Source organism: Tsukamurella pulmonis (genome assembly GCF_900103175.1).
Classification (GTDB): domain Bacteria; phylum Actinomycetota; class Actinomycetes; order Mycobacteriales; family Mycobacteriaceae; genus Tsukamurella; species Tsukamurella pulmonis.
Genome location: NZ_FNLF01000002.1, coordinates 2,667,789 through 2,682,188, shown reverse-complemented (window position 1 = coordinate 2,682,188; position 14,400 = coordinate 2,667,789). Strand labels below are relative to the sequence as shown.

General features: G+C 70.2%; 17 protein-coding genes and 1 pseudogene. 12 read left to right on the top strand and 6 right to left on the bottom strand.

Translation table 11 applies throughout. The annotated features are described in order from the left end of the window. Nucleotides 1–72: 72 nt before the first annotated feature. The 6 genes from BLQ62_RS13150 to BLQ62_RS13130 all read left to right on the top strand — a co-directional run bounded on the left by BLQ62_RS13150 (nucleotide 73) and on the right by BLQ62_RS13130 (nucleotide 4,594). Entirely contained in the window at nucleotides 73–1,563 is a 1,491-nt protein-coding gene (locus BLQ62_RS13150) for a terminase large subunit domain-containing protein (protein WP_068567652.1), read from the top strand. 174 nt (nucleotides 1,564–1,737) lie between these two features. Then, nucleotides 1,738–1,971 carry a hypothetical protein gene (locus BLQ62_RS23355; RefSeq protein ID WP_139184200.1) on the top strand — a complete coding sequence of 78 codons (234 nt, stop codon included), beginning with the start codon at nucleotides 1,738–1,740 and terminating at the stop codon, nucleotides 1,969–1,971. 66 nt (nucleotides 1,972–2,037) lie between these two features. Next, nucleotides 2,038–2,400: a hypothetical protein gene (locus BLQ62_RS13145; protein ID WP_068567651.1), complete on the top strand. Its 363-nt coding sequence runs from the start codon at nucleotides 2,038–2,040 to the stop codon at nucleotides 2,398–2,400. 20 nt (nucleotides 2,401–2,420) lie between these two features. Next, nucleotides 2,421–3,131 carry a hypothetical protein gene (locus tag BLQ62_RS13140; protein WP_068567649.1) on the top strand — a complete coding sequence of 237 codons (711 nt, stop codon included), beginning with the start codon at nucleotides 2,421–2,423 and terminating at the stop codon, nucleotides 3,129–3,131. Then, nucleotides 3,128–3,901, top strand: a complete 774-nt coding sequence (locus BLQ62_RS13135; protein ID WP_068567647.1) for a hypothetical protein — start codon at nucleotides 3,128–3,130, stop codon at nucleotides 3,899–3,901. Before BLQ62_RS13140 ends, BLQ62_RS13135 begins: the two co-directional genes overlap by 4 nt. Before the next feature lie 132 nt (nucleotides 3,902–4,033). Then, nucleotides 4,034–4,594, top strand: coding sequence for a hypothetical protein (locus BLQ62_RS13130; RefSeq protein ID WP_083350808.1), 561 nt, complete (start codon nucleotides 4,034–4,036; stop codon nucleotides 4,592–4,594). Between the two features lie 187 nt (nucleotides 4,595–4,781). Here the strand turns inward: BLQ62_RS13130 and BLQ62_RS13125 are convergent, their stop codons facing one another. Beyond that, nucleotides 4,782–5,249, bottom strand: a complete 468-nt coding sequence (locus BLQ62_RS13125) for a DUF4411 family protein (RefSeq protein WP_231857688.1) — start codon at nucleotides 5,247–5,249, stop codon at nucleotides 4,782–4,784. Continuing rightward, nucleotides 5,246–6,474: pseudogene (locus BLQ62_RS13120) on the bottom strand (XRE family transcriptional regulator). The gene BLQ62_RS13125 and the pseudogene BLQ62_RS13120 overlap by 4 nt, the downstream one beginning before the upstream one ends. 84 nt (nucleotides 6,475–6,558) lie before the next feature. Here BLQ62_RS13120 and BLQ62_RS13115 point away from each other — a divergent pair. The 3 genes from BLQ62_RS13115 (at nucleotide 6,559) to BLQ62_RS13105 (ending at nucleotide 8,813) form a co-directional block, all read left to right on the top strand. After that, nucleotides 6,559–7,059 (top strand): hypothetical protein, encoded by a 501-nt coding sequence (locus BLQ62_RS13115; RefSeq protein ID WP_068567641.1) that lies wholly within the window; start codon nucleotides 6,559–6,561, stop codon nucleotides 7,057–7,059. Between the two features lie 215 nt (nucleotides 7,060–7,274). Beyond that, nucleotides 7,275–8,030, top strand: a complete 756-nt coding sequence (locus BLQ62_RS23350) for a group I intron-associated PD-(D/E)XK endonuclease (protein WP_139184199.1) — start codon at nucleotides 7,275–7,277, stop codon at nucleotides 8,028–8,030. A gap of 66 nt (nucleotides 8,031–8,096) precedes the next feature. Further along, complete coding sequence (locus BLQ62_RS13105) at nucleotides 8,097–8,813, top strand: NAD(P)H-dependent oxidoreductase (RefSeq protein ID WP_068567637.1); 717 nt, start codon at nucleotides 8,097–8,099, stop codon at nucleotides 8,811–8,813. Here the strand turns inward: BLQ62_RS13105 and BLQ62_RS13100 are convergent. Continuing rightward, nucleotides 8,808–9,419 carry a DJ-1/PfpI family protein gene (locus BLQ62_RS13100; protein WP_068567635.1) on the bottom strand — a complete coding sequence of 204 codons (612 nt, stop codon included), beginning with the start codon at nucleotides 9,417–9,419 and terminating at the stop codon, nucleotides 8,808–8,810. The genes BLQ62_RS13105 and BLQ62_RS13100 overlap by 6 nt on opposite strands. 62 nt (nucleotides 9,420–9,481) lie before the next feature. Between BLQ62_RS13100 and BLQ62_RS13095 the strand changes: the two genes are divergently transcribed. Beyond that, a complete protein-coding gene (locus BLQ62_RS13095) occupies nucleotides 9,482–9,922 on the top strand; it encodes a nitroreductase family deazaflavin-dependent oxidoreductase (protein WP_068567633.1) in 441 nt (146 codons plus the stop codon). A 13-nt stretch (nucleotides 9,923–9,935) separates the two neighbouring features. On the opposite strand, the gene BLQ62_RS13090 is transcribed toward BLQ62_RS13095, so the two are convergent. Together BLQ62_RS13090 and BLQ62_RS13085 are read right to left on the bottom strand one after the other, a co-directional pair. Further along, nucleotides 9,936–10,856, bottom strand: coding sequence for a phosphotransferase (locus BLQ62_RS13090; RefSeq protein WP_068567631.1), 921 nt, complete (start codon nucleotides 10,854–10,856; stop codon nucleotides 9,936–9,938). Nucleotides 10,857–10,869: 13 nt separating this feature from the next. Continuing rightward, nucleotides 10,870–11,439, bottom strand: a complete 570-nt coding sequence (locus tag BLQ62_RS13085; protein WP_068567626.1) for a maleylpyruvate isomerase N-terminal domain-containing protein — start codon at nucleotides 11,437–11,439, stop codon at nucleotides 10,870–10,872. 52 nt (nucleotides 11,440–11,491) lie between these two features. Between BLQ62_RS13085 and BLQ62_RS13080 the strand changes: the two genes are divergently transcribed. Beyond that, entirely contained in the window at nucleotides 11,492–12,325 is an 834-nt protein-coding gene (locus BLQ62_RS13080) for an alpha/beta fold hydrolase (protein ID WP_068536124.1), read from the top strand. 6 nt (nucleotides 12,326–12,331) lie between these two features. Here BLQ62_RS13080 and BLQ62_RS13075 read toward each other — a convergent pair whose 3' ends face one another. Then, nucleotides 12,332–12,793 (bottom strand): OsmC family protein, encoded by a 462-nt coding sequence (locus BLQ62_RS13075; protein WP_231857687.1) that lies wholly within the window; start codon nucleotides 12,791–12,793, stop codon nucleotides 12,332–12,334. Between the two features lie 37 nt (nucleotides 12,794–12,830). Here BLQ62_RS13075 and BLQ62_RS13070 point away from each other — a divergent pair, with 37 nt between their 5' ends. Continuing rightward, entirely contained in the window at nucleotides 12,831–14,315 is a 1,485-nt protein-coding gene (locus BLQ62_RS13070) for a M28 family peptidase (RefSeq protein WP_082776348.1), read from the top strand. Nucleotides 14,316–14,400 lie beyond the last annotated feature (85 nt).

The window sequence follows — 14,400 nt, the reverse complement described above, 5'->3', positions numbered from 1 at the left end:
CATGCGAACTACCCCGAACCACTTGATCAGAGATCAGGTGTACTCCACCTTGACCCGGATCGAGGCCCAGTCATGAGCGATCGCAAAGACCCGACGCGGACGTTGATCGCCGCCCGCGCGCTGCGCACCGCGCGCCGCCGTGTGCCCGCGCCGGGTCCGGCGCAGCTCGCACGCCGCCTCGATCCCAGCTATCGGATCGTGCCCGCCACCGCCCTGCTGTCAGACCTCGCCGTTCGATCCATCCGCGAGGAGGATCGCCGCGACATCGTGAGCACACCACCCCGCGCTGGCAAGTCGCGGTTGCTCTCGGTCTGGACGGTGGTCTGGGCGCTGCACTCGGACCCTGACCGCGAGGTGCTGCTAACCAGCTACAGCGACGAGTTGGCACAGTCCCACAGTCGCGAGGTGCGCGCCTTGATCCAGGAGCACGGCGCGGAGCTGGGCATCTCGATCGCCAGCGACAAGTCGAGCGTCGGCCGATGGCGGATCGAGGGGCGGCGCGGTGGACTACTCGCTGGCGGCATCCAGTCCGGCGCGACCGGATTCGGTGCACATGTACTGATCATCGACGACCCGATCAAAGACGCCGCCGAGGCTGATTCCGCCGCGCACCGCAAGCGGGTGCTGAACGAGTTCCGTTCGACCTACTCGACCCGCGTGTACCCCGGCGGGAGCATCTTGCTGGTCGGCACCAGGTGGCATGAAGCCGACCTGATCGGCTCGCTGCTGGCCGACGAGCCCGAGCTGTGGACACGTACGAACGTGCCCGCCGTGTCCGAGGTCGGAGTGCCCGACGCACTCGGCCGCGAGCCCGGCCAGGCCATGACCTCCGCTCTGGGATTCACCGCCGAGCACTTCGCCAGCGCGCGGCGTACTGCAGGCGAGCGCGCGTGGTGGTCACTGTATGAGGGCGAGCCCAGCTCGCCCGAGGGCGGCCTGGTGCAGCGCTCGTGGCTGGACGACTGGCGCATGGCCACGGCTCCCGCGAATCCCGTCCGCGCGATCGTCGCCGTCGACCCATCCGACAGCGGCCGCGGCGACTCGGCGGGCATCGTGGCGGCGAGCACGACAGCCGACGGCGTCGTGGCGCTGATCGCCGACCGCAGCGCACCGATGACCAGCGACGCATGGGCTCGCACCGCACTGGAGCTGGCCATCGAGGTCGGCGCGTCCGAGATCGCGGTCGAGGCGTTCACCGCCCGCGCGACCTACGAGCGCATCCTGGCGGAAGCCGTCGAACGGCACCGTCGGGCGCACCCTGATACGCACCACATCCGGGTCACGATGTGGCCCGAGAAGGGCCGCGGTGCGATGGGCGACGCGCTGGCGCGCAGCGGCGCGATGCTGCAAGGCCTGGAGACGGGCACGTGCCGGGTCGCCGGTCATCTCCCGAAGTTCGAAGAACAGGCACTCCGGTGGCAGCGCGGGCAGCACCAACCGGACAGCTTGGCCGCCGCCGTGATCGCGTTCGACCTGCTCGGCGCGAAGACCGCGGGACTGATCCTCGGCGTGCCCGGCGACCGAGACGCCAGGAAGGCGTACTTCAGCCGTCGGATCGGCTGAACTCCCAGGTCAGCACACGGTGACTACCCTGGTAGGCACGATCTGAACTCGGCGTCATGACCGGGGTCACGACGATTTCCAGCACGCCGACCATCAGGGATAACGCCCAGGTCGGGGGCATCAGACGGCGCTACGCCGCAACGCCGCTGCACCCCCGTTCGGTGGACTACTCGCATGGCAACAGTCACCGCCCCCGAGGCACCGAGCGCCGAGCTTCCCGCTTCGAGCTGGTCCGCACAGCTCGCCGGACTGAAGTCCCGAGGCGCGTCCGACCAGGACTCTCGTGTGCTCCGGTGCCGTGCCGCTCTCGCGTACCACCGCGCACTGCGCGTGATCGACGCCGAGGCCGACCGGCTCGACCCCGCCGACGCCGCCGCGCTCGCCGCGCGCCTGACCGGCGGCGCATAGACCCCCACCGGTCGACCTTCCCCAGCACTCACGGATGACCACCGCAGAGATTCGGAGAAACCACAGATGACCACCACCAGCAGCACCACAGCCCAGACCGGCGACCTCGACACCGCCGACATCGCGGCGGCCTTCGACCCGTGCCCGGAGTGCACGACCCGCACGTACGAGGCGCTGCGCTCAGCCATCCTCGCGATGCCCGTCGGCGAGCCGGTGCGCTGGTCCGCCCTGCGCCGCCGCCTGCCGAAGGACTCGGCCAAGGGGCTGGAGGCGGCGAGTGCGCTGCTGAAGCTGTGCGACCAGGGCGAGGCGGTGCTGGTCTCGGGACGTGACGCGACGTGGGTCGCTCGCGCCGACGACTTCGACAAGGCGACCGCCCAACTAACGCGGCCCGGCGGCAAGACCGCGAACACCTTCGACTACCGCTGACGCGAACGGAGACAGACACAATGGCACTCAAAGGATTCATCAAGCCCCGTCGGCCGCTGCCCGATCCGAAGCCGATCAAGTACTCGGCGGCTCAGCAGCGCGACCGGCGGCGAAATCACCTGCCGCTTGTGCTCGGTGCGGACTTCGACCTGGGCGCGGAGGTGCTGGCAGTGACAGGCCCGGTGGCCGCGCGATTGGCCGAGGAGCCGCACCCGAGCGGGCGCACTGCGCTTGCGTCGGTGGCCGCGATCAGCGAGGCCGTCGCCGACCTCTGCATCGTTGCGGGTGAACTCGTCGCCGTTGATCGCGCACGGGGTGTTGACGGTGCGGAGGCGAAGGTGCGAGCCACCAACGCGCTGAAGTCGATCACCAACCGGGCGGCGCTCCAGTTCGGCGCTGACGAACTGGCCGCGGGCACCTGGGCCGAGACCCTGGCGGGCTTCGCACGGCCGCTCGCTGGTCCTCTGGCCGCGGTGCTGGGCCGGGCGGCAGCGGACAAGAGTCGTCAGCCGGTCGAGTCCGACCGGATACTCGATGCCCTCCGCGACCTTGACCGCGCGGTGATCTCGCTCGATCGGAAGATCACCGCGTCGATCGACTACCGCCGCGCGCTACCCACCCCGAAGGCCGCGCCCCAGCGTGACCTCTCCTCCGCCATCGAGGCCCTGGAGAGCAGCGGGATTCGATACGACGACTTGATCTCCAACGACAACGAAGGGACCGCCCCGTGACCGCCCCCAACAACACCCTGAACCCCGCCGAATGGGAAGCGCCGCTGGTGAACCCCGACGCCATCGGCCTGTACTCGGCGACCACGTTCGCGACGCCCGATACGGTGCCGCGCTGGCTCCAGTCCGGGGTGCGCATTCGGCCGCACAACTACGACACCGAGAACACGGGCGTCTGGGGTGCGGACTGGTGCGACCCCGAGCCCGGGGAGCTGAAGGACGGCGAGCGCCTGGGGCTCTCGGATCCGCATGAGCCGGTCGTCGTCTGGGCATTCGACGAGTGCGATTTGTCCCGCCCGAGCCAGGCCGAGGTCCGGGAGCGAGCGCTCCAGAACATGCGGCTGCGCGAGGAGACGGCCGTCGAGCGCGAGTTCGCGGGACGCCTCGTGCTTGACTCGGGCACCCCGGCCACCGCGGCCTCGTTGGTCGCCGCGGTGGGCAAGCTGGAGGAAGCGCTGGCTGCGACGAACACAGTCGGCGTGATCCATGCGAGCGCGCGGTGGGCAGCGGCGGCGGCCGATGCCGGGCTGCTGACCCGCACGGGCGCGGGCTTCCTCACGCCGCTGGGGCACCGTTGGGTTTTCGGCGGCGGCTACGCGCCGGTCTTCGGCGACACCCTCGTGGCCACGAGCCCGTCGTACGGCTGGCGCACCGCGGCCGAGCTGCGGGAGACCATCGACCACCTGAACAACCGGTTCATCGCGGTGGCCGAGGCGTCGATCGTCGTCGGCTTCGAGCGCGCCATCGCGGCCGTCACGGTCACCGCTCCGTAGCCCACTGAAGAACTTGCTGGCGTTGGGCATGTGCCAGCGAGGCGCGGTGCGGGGTCCGAAACTCGGTCTCTCAACTGACGGACCCCGCGCCCGCTGCCTACCTCATCTCTCGACGACGAACAGGACGACACCATGACCACGAAGCGCCCACCCGATGCGACCCGCCAGGCGGCGGATCAGATCAAGGCCGCGAGGGAGCGAGCCGCGATGAGTGTTCACGAAGCCGCGCACTGTGTTGCGGCGGTGCTCCTCGGTGGCACCGTCGAGCTGGCGGTGCTCGACCCCGAGGACCGCGACGAGAAGGGCTTGACCACGGTGGCCGAGGACTCGTTGTCGACGGATGCGCAGGCGCAGGTCGCCTGGGCAGGCCCGTTCGCGCAGGCCAAGTTCGATGCGGGGCGGCGACCGACGCGCCGCGAGATCGACGCCGCGATGGCTAGCAGCGGCCACGGAGACATGCAGATGATCACCGCTGCGGGTGGGCCGATCCAGCTGGGCGTCGAGCGCGTCGAGTCGCTGATCGAACAGAACTGGCCCGCGGTGCTCCGTCTGGCTCGACGGGTCGCGAAGGATGGGTACTGCACCCACTGGCACGTGTGCAACGAGCTGGGCTTCCCGAGCGGTGATGCCGGCGGCCCGACGAGCTTCGGCCTGAGCTGCGTCCGCTCCGGGATGACGCCCGCGCGGCGTTGACCCCATGAACTCCGATCCGCTCCGCCGCTCTCGGTCCTATCTCCCGAGCGCGGCGTCCAACCGGCTCGTCACCGGGCGCAGCGGATCGGCGGGCGACCGTCCTCATCTGGGGTGGGCGGTCGCCAGGTCGGCACGGCGTCGGGGATTCTCCGACCTCCGTCGCCGTGTCGGCCACCTCGGCTCGCAGCTAGTGGAACTCCCAGCCCTGGGCCTCGATGTAGCCCATGAGGGTCACGCACGGCACTCGGAGATCGCTGCATACGTCCGGGATACGGGGCTTCGTCAAGTTTCCGGAGGCCGTCTCCTCACTGACCACAGTGCCCTTGGTGACCAGCGCGAGCGCGATCACGAACGGATCGGCCCCGCTCCGTTTGCCGCCCTGCCGGACGAGGTTCGGGTAGAGGCTGAGAACCTGCCGCGCGCCGTCCTGGATCTGTTGCGACAGAGGGCAGAACAGATCAGGTTGCTGATCGGCCCACTGCTTCGCGTCGTCGTCACGCTTCGATAGCTCGCGCTGTACCTCATCGACGGCGCGGATGTCACCGCGTGCGATCTCGTCCTCGATGCGCGTCCACAAGCCGACGAACACGGCGGGGCGAAACAGGTCACGGCGTCCGTTGAGGATCGCGCTCGTGTCGAACGAGTACAGCGTCACCTCTCAGTGCTCCCGAGCTGCGCGAACTCGCCGAGCTTCTGGATCTGCCCCACCTTGGCGTTGAGGTACACCGCCGCGGTGTTGCTGTCGATCACTCGCCGTCGGTGTGCGTCGGTTACCGCTCGGACGTACGCCTTGCCGAGATCTCGCACCGTGTTGCGGTACCAGTTCCCGCTCGTCGGCTTCTTGCGCGCGGCCTCCTCGTCGAACGCCGCCGAGAACTCAGCGCGACGCTGCCGGTAGAACTCGATCGGGACCACGCCCAGCGTGGACAGTCGCCGCAGGAACGCCTCGGGGCTCACGCCGAAGTGCGCAGCGACCGGCCGGAGGTTGTCGTAGTCCCACGACGTGGGCACGTCCCTCCGCGCGATCACCTCGGGGCGCGCGAGCACAGCCGAGCGAGGCATGAGCACAGCTGCGGCGATCGCATTACAGACGGTCTCCACCTCGCGGTTCTCCGTGCGCGGTCGATCGTCGGCGGTGACATCGCACAGACCCTCCGTGTGCAACGCGAGGTGCGCGAACTCATGGAGCAGTGAGAACAGTCGGGGCCGGACGGTATCGCTTCCGTTGAGGACGATCACCGGGAGCACGTCGAAGTACAGGGACATGCCGCGCATCTCCGACACCTCGACGCCGCCGCGGCTTGTCGCGAGAACCAGCACACCGCTGGCCTCGATGGCAGCGATCCAGGCGTTCAGGTGGGCGTACGAGTCGTTCGACGTGGGCGGGACGGCCAGAGGGCCGACGGTGCCGAGCACGTCCCTGATCCGCTGAGCCGCGGCCTCGACATCATCCGCCGACAGCCGCAGATCCCACTCGGTCGGTATCTCTCGGTCCTCGGTCTCTGCCAGCTCCAGAGCGAACTCGCGCTGCGTGTGGGCGCGCCGGAACTCGTCGTGCAGTCCCGGGCTCCAGTCGCCCGCGGTGACTTCATCGAGTCGACGGAAGTCGCGAAGGGTGTCGAACCCGTCCGGCGGCTCAGGGAGGAAGAACACGGCCAATGACCGGTTGTACGCCTCCGCCGCCTTGCGAAGCTGGGCGATGGTCGGGACGGCCTCGCCAGCCTCCCACTGCGCCACTCGGTCATCCGGCAACGACATCTTGCGCGAGGCCGCGATCGGCGAGTATCCGCTGGACTCGCGCGCCCAGCGGAGCACGGAGGTCTCCACGGGTGCAGGGATCGAAGCGGCCACACCACGATGATGCACCACCCCACCCACACGCGAAGAATGAACCGCTGGACACAGCGGACATTCCGGCAGCGATTCGACCGTTCCCCGCTGGCCTACCTCGCTACCCTGGGCGCATGAGCGAGCCCGTGTGCCGCCCCGGTCCTGACCGCGCGGTGTGCGCCGTGAGCGGATGCACTTACCACGACGAGCGAGGCAACCTGGAGCAGGGCGGCCGAGAGCGGCTGCTCGAATACCTCACCGAGCCGCAGGAGCAGATGGGCAAGCCGTGGCTCACGACGGAGGAGGCCGCGCAGATCCTCGACCACGTGAGCCCCCGAGTGCTGGTGCTCTACTTGCTGGGCAAGGTGGGCGTGCGCGGCGCAGGGCAGTGCGATCGCTGCGGCGGGTGGGTCGCGTCGTTCTACGACACCCCGAACTCCACCGAGGGCACACTCGCGAACCAGACGTGCCCGTATCACCCCGATGGTCGCCCGTGGAGGTCCAGCGAGGTCGGCGACAACACACCCCGGCGCGCTCTGACTGATGGCTCGGAGTCGGCGACTCAGGCCCTCCCCAGTGGGCCGCCAGTGGGCCAAGACCCGGACATACAGCGTAGACAAGCTGATACACGGTAGATGGTTCTAGCTCGCTGACCAGGACTTATGGAGACGCTATAGACGCGATTCTCTGATTGTCGACGCTCTGGGGGTCAGGTGGTCGCAGGTTCAAATCCTGTCAGCCCGACCAGAAGTCCCGAGACACAAAGTGTCTCGGGACTTTCTGCTGTGCGGGCGACCGGTTCGCGATCACGTCACCTCGGAGTGTCAGTGCTCGTCCCTATCGTTGCGCCATGCGGGACCGGACGTACACCGATGCACAGTTGATCGCGGCGATCACAGGGTCTGCGTCATGGCGAGGAGTGATGCGCGAACTCGGGCTCCGGGCCACATCGAGCGGCGCCATTCGCTCGGTGCGTGCTCGGGCAGACGTCCTCGGCATTGACTACTCGCATTTCGGGCGACTTCGATGGTGGTCTGACGATGATGTTCGGGCCGCGGTCGACGGTGTGACGAGCTGGGCGGAGGCCGCCGCCCGGTTGGGTGTGCGTGACGACCCGTCCGCTCTCGGGGCAGTTCGGCGTGACGCACGTCGATTGGGCGTGGGAGTACTGCGTGTCGACAGTGTCGGCGCCGCTCCGGGGGACGGCGCAACCTTCGCTCCCCACGCACTCGCGCGCGCCGGATCGATGCTCGCCGCCAGTTGGTTCACTCTGCGCGGCCACGAAGTGTCCTGGCCACTCGAACCGTGTCGCTATGACCTCGTGGTGAACACCGGAGTGGAGTTGATTCGGGTTCAGGTGAAGACGACGATCTCGCGTAGCGCCAACAGCTGGAAGGTCTATCTGTCGACGTCACGTCAGGGCAGAACCACGTACGAAGAGGACGAGATCGACCAGTTCTTCATCATTGACGGTGATCTGACGTGCTATCGCATCCCCCTCGCTGCGGTGAAGGGACTCTCCGCTGTTCATTTGTCGGCCTATGGGCGGTTTCGTGTGGAGGGTTTCGGGAACCCGCGACGCACCAACGAGCCGAGCGATCGATGAGGTGGTTTCCGGCGTGCGCGGTCTCGTGATCGGAATCCTCGGCCGTCGGGCCGGGTTGGCACTGATATGGACCACGAACGAGGGCACGCGCTCTGGGTGTACGCGCACCCGAGGGCGGAATCGCTGAACGCGCAGCTGCGGGACGCCGGGGCCGCCCGACTGCGCGCCGACGGCTGGACCGTCGACGTCGCCGACCTCTACGCCGAGGGCTTCGATCCGATCCTGGTCGAGGAGGGCGGCGCCGACGTCCGCGCCGAACAGCGGCGGCTGCTCGCCGCCGATCTCGTGGTTCTGCAGTTCCCGCTGTGGTGGTACGGGCCGCCCGCGATGCTCAAGGGTTGGATCGACCGCGTCTTCGAGCGGGGCTTCGCCTACGACGTGGCCGATCCCGCCACGGGCCGCAACCGCAAGTACGGGGACGGGGGCCTCGCCGGCCGCCGGGCGTTGGCCGTGGTCACTGCGGGCGATCGCGCCGACTCGATCTCGCCGCGGGGGATCAGCGGCGACGTCGAGGACCTGTTCTGGCCCCTGCTGCACGGCACGTTCTGGTACACCGGCATGGAAGCGCTTGCGCCGCATCTGATCACCGGCGTCCACGGCATCGACGACGCCGGGATCGCCCGCCTCGCGCGCGACCTCGGCGCCCGGCTGGGCGCGATCGCCGCGGAAGAGCCGATCCCGTACCTCCCCATGACCGACGAGTTCTACGACCACTCGATCGCGCTGCATCCGCACGTCTCCTCGGGGCTCACGGGAGGGGCGGCGCACCGTCGGCCGTCATAGTCCGTGCAGTGCGGCGAACGGATCCTCGGTCGAATCGGTCCGGTAGTCGAGCTCGGCCGTGTCCGCGGCGGCGGCGGCCACGTCGTCGCCGTAGAGAGCGCGGATCAGCGCGACGGTCATGTCCATGCCGGCGGCCACGCCCGACGAGGTCCAGCGATCGCGGTCCTCCACCCAGCGTACGTGGGCCACCCAGTCGACGGACTCGCCGAACGTCTCCGCCCAGCGGAAGGCCATCTTGTTCGACGTGGCGCGGTACCCCTCGAGCATGCCCGCCGCTGCCAGGAGCGCCGATCCGGTGCACACGGACGTCACCAGGCGTGCCGCGGCCCCGTGCGCGCGCAACCAGGACAGGAAGGCCTCGTCGCGGATCACCTCGCGGGTGGCGACGCCGCCCGGCACCAGGATGATGTCCGGTTCCGGCGCGGTGGCGTAGGTGTGGTCGGCGTTGACGGTGACGCCCTGCGAGCTGCGCACCGGCGCCGCATCGGGAGCGAGGAACGTGACGGCGAAGTGCTCCGGGATCAGGCCGAACAGCTCGACAGGGCCGAAGACGTCGAGGAGTTCGAAGCCGTCGAAGAGGACGATCTGCACGGCGCGCGGGGTCATGATTCCGACGGTACGGGAGCCGGCGGCGGGCGCCCCGGCGTCGTCGCGGGCACAATGGCGGCATGAGTCTTTCCGACAAGGCGGCCGAGATCGGTGCGTGGGCCCTGGAGAACGGGCACCGCGCCCTCCTGGCCCTGACCGGCGGGCGCTTCCCCCGGCGCGTGCTCGGCATGCAGACCCTCGAACTCCACACGATCGGACGCAAGTCCGGCCAGCGGCGTTCCACGATGCTGACCGCGCCGATCTACGGCCCGGACCGCATCGTCGTGATCGCGTCCAAGGGAGGGCACTCGGAGCATCCGGACTGGTACAAGAACCTCGCCGCGAACCCCGAGGTGGAGGTCACCGTCGACGAGGTGACCGGCCCGTGGACCGCCGTTGCCGCCACCGCCGACGAGAAGGCGCGGCTGTGGCCGCAGATCACGAAGGTCTACAGCGGCTACGAGGGCTACCAGAAGCGGACCGACCGCGACATCCCCGTGGTCATCCTCACGCCGCGCTGACGTCCCGGCGGGCTCACGCGCCGAGATCGCCGTCGAGTTCCTCGAGGAGCCCCGCATAGGCGGTGGCGTCGTCGGTGCCGCCGGTGTGCGGCCGCCGGAACCAGTCGAGGTACTCGGCGATCTCGGTCAGCCGCCATTCGAGCTCGAACAGCTCGATCGCCCAGTCGCGCGCGGCGAACTCCGCGCGGAGGGCGACCGGCACGTCGAGCAGGTCCCGCTCGGGCGGGGCCAGGCGCAGTGACTCCCAGTCGACCAGCACCAGATCGTGGTCGACGAGCATCTGGTTGGCGTGATGCGGTTCGCCGTGCGTCGGCACCCGGCCCTCCGAGCGCTCCGCGCGGGCGACGAGCTCCGCGTGCCGCGCGGCCCAGCCCTCGATCGCGTCGGCCCGGCCGGCGATCGCGCCGCGTGCGCGCTCCCCGTAGGGACCCGTCGACCACCGCGCCGCGGTCGTCCGCCGCACCCGGGCGACGAGATCGGGCGGCACACTCGTCGACCAGCGCGGCAGGTCCGCGGGCGGCCGTGCCGCGTGCAGCCCGCGCAGCAGTTCGACGGTCCGCCCGGCGTGCGCGGCCGCTGTCTCCTCCGACGGGGTGATTCCCGCGAGCCACGGCGTGACGCTGAGCCCGTCGTCGCCGAGCGGCACCATGTACCGGGCGTCGAGCGACGGCATCGGCGCCACCACGCCGGGCACCCCGTCGTCGTGGAGCCGCGCGGCGGCCCGGTAGGCCTGCGCGGTGACGGGCAGGGGCCGGATCTCGGTATCGAGGTCGACGGTGGCGAACCCCACCGGCCCGTCGGCACCGTCGATCCGCCAGTGGTGTGCGCCGAACCCCAGCGGCAGGTGGATCGCGTCGGTCGCGTCGAGCGCCCAGGCCGCCCGCACCGCGGCGAGCACCTCGGAGGCGGTGGGCCGCGCCGGCGCCGTCAGCACCCGTGCCGCCCCGTCACTTGCCGAACGACGGATCCCGGCCGATGAAGGCCATCAGCGAGGTCACCTCGTCGGTCCCGGCGGGCACCGGGATCGGGGCGCCGAACTGGCCCGACTCCTGCAGCATCGGCCCCATCGACTCCAGGCCGCGGTGCAGCATCTTCGCGAAACCCGGGTCGAGATGCGCGGTGATGCCGTTCGAGCGCGCCAGATCCCACGTGTGCATGAAGACGTCCGCCGTGTAGAACTGGTCGACCAGCGCGTCCAGCGGCTTGTCCCCGAACATCTGCGTGTGCAGCACCCGGGACGCGTCCGGCGCATCGAGCAGTGCCTGCACCGCCTGGCTGAGCTGCCCGAAGGCGGCGGCGGGCTCCGCCGCGTCCGACGGCGCGCCGGGCAGTTCCACGTCGTTCATCGCGAGGAACCCGGGCAGCCACTCGACGAGGTGGCCCACGACGTCCCGGGACTTCCACTCCGGGACGGGCGTCTGTGCGTCCCAATCGGTGACCGCGGCGGCGGCGTCGGCGAACGTGGCGGCCACCGCGCGATGGCGCTCGGCGGGGGACAGGGAGCTGAGTTCGGTCATGGCGCCACTGTCGCACGCCCCACCGACACGGGGGTGCCCTAGCGTGAGATCCGTGACCGAACATCTGAGCATCCCCACCGCCGCGGGTTCCTTCGACGCCATCGCCGCCGGGCCGCACGACGGTCGCCCGGTGCTGCTCCTGCACGGCTTCCCCGAGGCCGCGATCGAGTGGCGACATCAGGTCGCGGTGCTGGGGGAGCGCGGATTCCGCGCCGTCGCACCCGATCAGCGCGGCTACTCGCCCGACGTGCGGCCCGAGCGCCCCGCGGAGTACGGCATCACCGCGCTCGTCGACGACGTGATCGCCGTCGCGGACGCCCTCGGCTGGCCCCGCTTCGACCTCGTGGGGCACGACTGGGGCGGCGCCGTCGCCTGGTGGACGGCGTCCGAGCACCCGGACCGGCTGCGCTCGCTCACCGTCGTCTCCACGCCGCACCCCGCCGCCCTGGCGACGGCCATGAAGACCGACGAGGACCAGGCGAACCGGTCGCGCTACATGACCGAGTGGCGCAACACGCCCGCGACGGAGAAGGCGATGCTCGCCGACGACGCCCGCGCGCTGCGGCAGATCTTCGGGCGCGACGTGCCGCGGGACGCCGTCGACGAGTACGTCCAGCGACTCCAGGAGCCGGGCGCGTTGACGGCCGCCCTGAACTGGTACCGGTCGGGCCGGCCGCCGTCGGCGATCGGCCCGATCGAGACGTCCGTGCTGTACGTCTGGAGCACCGACGACGCGGCCTTCGGTGATGTCGCCGCCTTCGGCACCCGGGAGCAGTGCACCGGGCCGTACCGCTTCGAGATGCTCGAGGACGTCTCGCATTGGGCACCCGAGCAGGCGCCCGAGGCGATCACCACGCTGATCCTCGAGCACCTCGACGCGACCTGAGCCGGGCTACCCCGCGGCGATCACCGGGGTGTGCGTGACGGGGCAGGTGAGCGAGGCGGCGATGTAGCACTGCTCGCCGGCGTCGTGGTGCAGGGCCAGAGCGAGGTCGAGATCGCCACCCGGCGCGACGGTGACGCGCGGCGCCAGCGCGATCTCCGTGAACCGGCCGCCACCGCCCGGCGTCTCGACCATCGTCCCGGTCGCCGTGTCCACGTAGTCGATCACCGTGACGCCGCGCAGCGCGCACAGTGCGAGGTACGAGAGCATGTGGCAGTTCGCGGCCGCCGCGACGAGAAGCTGCTCGGGGTTCCACAGCGCCGGATCGCCCCGGAAGTGCGGATCGGCGGACGCGGAGATCGTCGCGTCCGCCGCCGAGCTGATCCGGTGTTCGCGCGGGTAGGAGGCGTAATCGGCGGTTCCGCCGGGGGAGGACCATTCGACTTCGACCGAGTAAGTGTGCGTGTTCACCCCGCAATCCTCGCCCCATGTGTATCTAATGAGAACCATGTTGCACAGGCGAAAGAACTCCACCACCATCCGGGTCGTCAGCGCGCTGGCGGCCGTGAGCCTCGTCGCGGCGGGCTGCGGCACGTCGGGCGACGATGCGGCGTCGTCGAGCACGGCCGCCGCCGGATCGTCCTCGAAGGCGGCCCCGAGCAGCGTCGACCGTCCCGCCCCCGCGGGTGCGGCCGACGACGCCGGCGCGACCGAGAAGGCGCGCGCGCTCGCGGACGCCGTGACGCTCGAGGGCGCGGTCAAGCACCTGGAGACCTTCCAGGACATCGCGAACCGCAACGGCGGCAATCGCGCACTGGGCTCGCCCGGCTACCAGCAGAGCGTCGAGTACGCCGAGCAGGTGCTCCGCGACGCGGGCTACGACCCCGTCCGACAGGAGTTCTCGACCGCGGTCTGGTCGGCGTCGAAGGTGGACGTGCAGGCCGGCGGCGCGCCGGTGAAGGCCGCCGCGCTGTCCTTCTCGGGGGCCACTGAGGGCGCGGTGACCGCCAAGGCGGCCGTCACCGGCACCCAGGGCTGCACCGCCGACGACCTGCAGAAGGTCACCGAGGGCAGCATCGCCGTCGTCCAGCGCGGCAAGTGCACCTTCGGTGAGAAGTACAAGGCCGCCGCCGCGAAGGGTGCGAAGGCGCTCGTCATCACCAACAACGAGGCCGGGGATTGGAAGGGCGGCACGCTCGGCCTCGACGACGGCGCCTCCATCGCCGTCGTGGGCGTGGCGCAGGACGCGCCGATCGCCGACGGCCAGGACCTCACGCTCACCGTCGACGCCACGACCGAGAAGGCCAAGACCTGGAACATCCTGGCGGAGACCACGAAGGGCGACGACGCCAACGTGCAGATGGTGGGCGCGCACCTCGACGGCGTCACCGAGGGCCCCGGGATCAACGACAACGGCACGGGTTCGGCCGCGGTCCTGGAGACGGCCGCCAAGCTCGGCGCGAACGCCGACGTCAAGAACAAGGTCCGCTTCGCGCTGTGGGGCGCCGAGGAGGAGGGGCTCGTCGGTTCGGAGCACTACGTCTCCGAGCTGAGCGAGGAGCAGGCCTCGAAGATCAAGCGCTACCTCAACTTCGACATGCTCGGCTCGCCCAACGGCGGCTACTTCACCTTCGACGGTGACGGTTCCTCCAAGCTCGACGGCGGTGCGGGGCCGGCCGGCTCGGGCGTGATCGAGCAGGTCTTCCGGAACTACTTCGCGTGGCGGAACGTCCCCGTCGAGGCCTCCGCCTTCGACGGCCGCTCCGACTACGGCCCCTTCAAGGAGGTCGGGATCGCCTCCGGCGGCATGGACACCGGCGCCGACGGCAAGAAGACCGAGGAGCAGCAGCGCCAGTGGGGCGGCACCGTCGGTGACATCTTCGACCCGAACTACCACAGCCCGCGCGACACCATCGAGAACGTCAACCGCGACATGTACCGCGTGTCCCTCGGTTCGGTGGGCTTCTCGACGGCGTACTTCGCGGCACTCTGAGCGGGCGCCCCGCGACCCGGGCACCACGGGGTGCTCGGGCGTGGGGCGGCGCGGTGCGGACCGGTAGTGTCGACGGCGCAAGCGG

Excerpts from the sequence above, each read along its gene's own strand:
- BLQ62_RS13150 (WP_068567652.1), top strand. The coding sequence starts at position 73 with ATGAGCGATCGCAAAGACCCGACGCGGACGTTGATCGCCGCCCGCGCG.
- BLQ62_RS23355 (WP_139184200.1), top strand. The coding sequence starts at position 1,738 with ATGGCAACAGTCACCGCCCCCGAGGCACCGAGCGCCGAGCTTCCCGCT.
- BLQ62_RS13145 (WP_068567651.1), top strand. The coding sequence starts at position 2,038 with ATGACCACCACCAGCAGCACCACAGCCCAGACCGGCGACCTCGACACC.
- BLQ62_RS13140 (WP_068567649.1), top strand. The coding sequence starts at position 2,421 with ATGGCACTCAAAGGATTCATCAAGCCCCGTCGGCCGCTGCCCGATCCG.
- BLQ62_RS13130 (WP_083350808.1), top strand. The coding sequence starts at position 4,034 with ATGACCACGAAGCGCCCACCCGATGCGACCCGCCAGGCGGCGGATCAG.
- BLQ62_RS13115 (WP_068567641.1), top strand. The coding sequence starts at position 6,559 with ATGAGCGAGCCCGTGTGCCGCCCCGGTCCTGACCGCGCGGTGTGCGCC.
- BLQ62_RS23350 (WP_139184199.1), top strand. The coding sequence starts at position 7,275 with ATGCGGGACCGGACGTACACCGATGCACAGTTGATCGCGGCGATCACA.
- BLQ62_RS13105 (WP_068567637.1), top strand. The coding sequence starts at position 8,097 with ATGGACCACGAACGAGGGCACGCGCTCTGGGTGTACGCGCACCCGAGG.
- BLQ62_RS13100 (WP_068567635.1), bottom strand. The coding sequence starts at position 9,419 with ATGACCCCGCGCGCCGTGCAGATCGTCCTCTTCGACGGCTTCGAACTC.
- BLQ62_RS13095 (WP_068567633.1), top strand. The coding sequence starts at position 9,482 with ATGAGTCTTTCCGACAAGGCGGCCGAGATCGGTGCGTGGGCCCTGGAG.
- BLQ62_RS13085 (WP_068567626.1), bottom strand. The coding sequence starts at position 11,439 with ATGACCGAACTCAGCTCCCTGTCCCCCGCCGAGCGCCATCGCGCGGTG.
- BLQ62_RS13070 (WP_082776348.1), top strand. The coding sequence starts at position 12,831 with ATGTTGCACAGGCGAAAGAACTCCACCACCATCCGGGTCGTCAGCGCG.